The 4030-nt window shown below is 41.3% G+C and carries 5 protein-coding genes, 1 tRNA gene and 1 pseudogene; 4 read left to right on the top strand and 3 right to left on the bottom strand.

Annotated features, from left to right (window positions below):
• The 3 genes from F947_RS00190 to F947_RS00180 form a co-directional block, all read right to left on the bottom strand.
• A tRNA-Val gene (locus F947_RS00190) sits at positions 1-76 on the bottom strand.
• Positions 77-338: 262 nt separating this feature from the next.
• Positions 339-863 carry a cell wall-recycling L,D-carboxypeptidase ElsL gene (gene elsL, locus F947_RS00185; protein ID WP_004968267.1) on the bottom strand — a complete coding sequence of 175 codons (525 nt, stop codon included), beginning with the start codon at positions 861-863 and terminating at the stop codon, positions 339-341.
• 9 nt (positions 864-872) lie between these two features.
• On the bottom strand, positions 873-1253 hold the full coding sequence (locus F947_RS00180) for a YbaN family protein (protein WP_004968265.1): 381 nt from the start codon (positions 1251-1253) through the stop codon (positions 873-875).
• Positions 1254-1340: 87 nt separating this feature from the next.
• Between F947_RS00180 and F947_RS00175 the strand changes: the two genes are divergently transcribed.
• The 4 genes and pseudogenes from F947_RS00175 to F947_RS00160 form a co-directional block, all read left to right on the top strand.
• The gene (locus tag F947_RS00175) at positions 1341-2225 is read left to right on the top strand and encodes a DUF1853 family protein (RefSeq protein ID WP_004968264.1); all 885 of its coding nucleotides are present in this window, start codon (positions 1341-1343) and stop codon (positions 2223-2225) included.
• Positions 2226-2345: 120 nt separating this feature from the next.
• On the top strand, positions 2346-2492 hold the full coding sequence (locus F947_RS00170; RefSeq protein ID WP_004968261.1) for an entericidin A/B family lipoprotein: 147 nt from the start codon (positions 2346-2348) through the stop codon (positions 2490-2492).
• 141 nt (positions 2493-2633) lie between these two features.
• Positions 2634-3767 carry a succinyl-diaminopimelate desuccinylase gene (dapE, locus tag F947_RS00165; RefSeq protein WP_004968259.1) on the top strand — a complete coding sequence of 378 codons (1134 nt, stop codon included), beginning with the start codon at positions 2634-2636 and terminating at the stop codon, positions 3765-3767.
• Positions 3768-3855: 88 nt separating this feature from the next.
• Positions 3856-4030, top strand: a pseudogene (locus F947_RS00160) (IS982 family transposase); the annotation flags it as partial.

The following is a 4030-nucleotide window of genomic DNA, read 5'->3' as shown; positions in this document are numbered from 1 at the left end:
TGGTGGGCGCTGACGGGATCGAACCGCCGACATTCTGCTTGTAAGGCAGACGCTCTACCAACTGAGCTAAGCGCCCTTAACGTCTTTATCGTTTGTGAGGTGCATTATAGAGAATCTTTACCGCCTGTCAAACGCTTTTCGGCTTGTTTTCAGTTTTTTGTGACTGAGTGATTAAAAAATAGGTGATCCGCTATAAAAACAAACAAATTCTGCAAGTTATTTTAGTTTTCAAGCAAAATTAATGTGCTTTTCAACTTGTTAGCTCTGCAATCTATCTGCTCAATATGTTGGTTTTTTATGTTGTGATAGATACAACTTTATTCAATTGACTCGCACCATCAACCAAGCAAACCTAAGCTATTTAAATCTAGCTTGTGTTCAGAAATATAAACCAAGGCTTTTTCTGGAATCAGTTCATACAATTCTAAAATATCGTGGTTACGCATCCGAATACAGCCATGCGATGCAGGAATTCCCATCGGCTCTGTGTCTGGTGTGCCATGTATATAGATATAGCGCTGAAAAGTATCGCAGCCAATGCCTTGATTAAAACCTTCTTGCAAACCACTGAGCCATAAAATGCGGCTTAAAATCCAGTCCCGTTCAGGAAATTGTTCAGCTAAATCTAAATTGTAAATTTCACCTGTCGGTTGACGCGCAATAAATACTGCATTTTCAGGTTCATTTTCACCAAATTTTAAAGCGACTTCATGCCAGCCACGTGGTGTTTTACCACTATTTTCAGTTTCACCAATGCCATTCACACCACTCGAGATGACGTAGAGTTTCTGATGCTTCGGCAAATATAAAGTTTGCTCGGCTAAATCAATCAAAATATCTGCTTGTGTGTATAAAAAAGACATTGCGCTACCCTATTCTTCTTCTTTCGTGGGCGGCTGTGGTTCAGGACGTAACCACAACCAAATACACACCACCAACATGGTGGTATTGGTAAAAATTTTGACCGCAACGGGCGCAGTTGTGAACAGCATGATCACGGCACTAATACTCATCATGATCGTTGCAAACCATTTGGCTTTACGCGGTACAGTACCATTGGCGCGCCAATCTCTGAGTGTACTGCCATATTTAGGATGATTCAGTAACCAGTTGTCCATTTGCGGCCAACCGCGTGACGATGCCCAAGCTGCTAAAATCAAAAAAACTGTAGTAGGCATACCCGGCAACAATGCACCAATAAAGCCAAGGATGACAAAGATCACCACTAAACTTCGCCATAACAAGCTTTGCATACCACTGTCCTAAACTACGAATTGCGGTAGTATAAAGCGTTTTTTAATTTTCCGTTGTAATTCTGCATTTTTCAGCATGGATTCATAATGATTGAGTTGCATCAACCCGAGCTTCTGCCCGAAGTATGGCTGACCTACAAAACCCCGCTTATCCGTCAGTTGGCTTTTAGTGTGGCAAGTCCGAATATTTTATGTGCTGTGCCTGAGCAATTGCCCATTCAACATACTTTTGAATTCCATTCAGATACTTTTTGGCAACACCATTATCACGCTTATCAATCACGTTTAGCCTATTTAGATTCACATCCCGAAGCGGTGTACGATTTTTTAAATCAACTGAAAAGTACCCGTTTAGGCTTACGCTTTGAAATGTTGATGTGGTTTTGGCTGCGTGATCGTGACTATCATCCCTTCGAATTATTGGGGCACAGTATTCAAATTATTGATGGTGCTAAAACTGTGGGTGAACTGGATTTTTTACTGCACAACCATGACACGCAGCAGGTTGAACACTGGGAAGTCGCATTAAAATACTACTTAGCCGAAGCGGATTGCTCTTTGGCACACTGGTATGGTTTAAACCGCTCCGATACTTTAGCGCGTAAACTGAATCATTTTAGTCAAAAGCAATTTCAATTTAAACAAGCCTTGGATGTGCCGATTCAACGCCGTTTTGCTGTACTCAAAGGACAATTGTATTTCGCCATACATCACTTGGCACAATCATCTACAACACTTGTGCCATACTGGGTTAATCGCGCTCGTCGTTTAGGTCTTTGGGGGAGTGATATTCCTGCCCAAGCAGAACGGTTTTATCGCCTACAACGTCATGAATGGATTTGTCAAAATGCTCAAGCCAGTAGCCTACCGAATCAATGGTGGGGCGATGGTTTGTATTATCAAGAGGCACATTCACAATTTTATATGTATCGCGCTGCACCGCTGATTAGCTATCCCCCTTTAACACGCTGAATAACTGTTTCAACATTTTATTACGTAAGCACCATAAAAGTTGCCTATTTATTATTCTGTTTATTTCCTAAGCTAAAAAACACATCAAAATAATCTATCTAGAGCATATTGGAGATGATCATGAAAAAAATTCTAGTGACTTCACTGCTATTAACCTTTGTTTTAACGGGTTGTAATACAATTAAAGGCGTGGGCGAAGACGTATCTTCTGCAGGTCATGCGGTGAGTAACACTGCTGAAAAAACCCAACAAGAAATTCGCAAATAATTCTGAGTATTTCACGAATATCTTCACAAAAACCACAAAAAACCTTGTTCTCGGACAAGGTTTTTTCACGCTAAAATTTCACTTTTGTTGCATTATTCCCCTATTATTAGCACTTACTCTTGATAAACGTCTGAAACTCTCATGACCTCTTCTGCTACTCTGGATTTAAGCCTTCAGCTTTTACGCCAACCGTCTGTCACTCCTGTCGATCACAACTGTCAAAACCTCATGGCAGAACGCTTAGAAAAAATTGGATTTAAGATTGAATCTATGCGTTTTGACGATGTAGATAACCTCTGGGCGCGTAAAGGTACAGAAGCACCTGTCTTTTGCTTTGCAGGTCATACCGATGTTGTACCGACAGGCAATTTAGACGCATGGAATACCGATCCATTTGTACCTGAAATTCGTGATGGCAAACTTTATGGTCGTGGCAGTGCCGACATGAAAACCGCATTGGCAGCCATGGTGGTTGCCTCTGAACGCTTTGTCGCCAAACATCCTGATCACAAAGGCTCAATTGCCTTTTTGATCACTTCTGATGAGGAAGGCCCCTCTATTAACGGCACCGTCAAAGTCGTTGAAACTTTAGAAGCACGTCAGGAAAAAATGACTTGGTGTTTGGTAGGTGAACCTTCAAGTACCCATAAATTAGGCGATATTATTAAAAATGGGCGTCGCGGTTCGCTCAATGGTGTCTTGACTGTAAAAGGCAAACAAGGTCATGTGGCTTATCCACACTTGGCAATTAACCCGATTCATACCGCGTCTAAAGCGATTTCGGAACTGTGTGAAACGGTGTGGGATCATGGCAATGAATACTTCCCTGCCACCTCATTTCAAATTTCAAATATTCAAGCAGGAACAGGTGCGACCAATGTTGTCCCAGGTAACATGACGGTGACCTTTAACTTCCGTTATTCGACTGAAGTGACTGCAGATGAGCTAAAAGCACGTGTCTTGGAAATTTTAGATCGCCATCAAGTGGATTATGAAATCGAGTGGACGCTTTCAGGTTTGCCATTTTTAACCCCTGTGGGCGAATTGGTTAATGCTGCACGTCAAGCCATTCGCAATGTCACAGGTGTTGAAACAGAATTATCGACCAGTGGCGGTACATCTGATGGTCGCTTTATTGCGCCGACAGGTGCACAAGTGTTGGAGTTAGGCGTACTCAATGCCACCATTCACCAAATTAACGAGCATGTTGATGTGGCTGATTTAGAGCCATTGGCAGAAATTTATGAACAGATTTTGGAAGGATTACTAACTTAACCCGAATTACGGATAAGAAAAGCCCTTGAAAAAAAGGTAGTTAGAGCCATTTAGAAAGTTACGACACAACCCAAAGGCTCTAACTACCATGTACGATTTTACAGAAATTTTTTGTATTGTTGATGATTTTTTCAAAAAATTTGAACCCATCTATTGGCAATTTCTCAAGCAAGAAAACAAACGTCAACGTATCAGACAAGCAACGCTATCTTTATCAGAAATTGTGGCTATCTCCATCTACTATAAAACATCTCAAGTACATA

Origin of the sequence: Acinetobacter towneri DSM 14962 = CIP 107472 (assembly GCF_000368785.1) — a bacterium.
Taxonomy (GTDB): Bacteria; Pseudomonadota; Gammaproteobacteria; order Pseudomonadales; family Moraxellaceae; genus Acinetobacter; species Acinetobacter towneri.
This window is presented reverse-complemented; position numbering and strand designations above follow the sequence as displayed.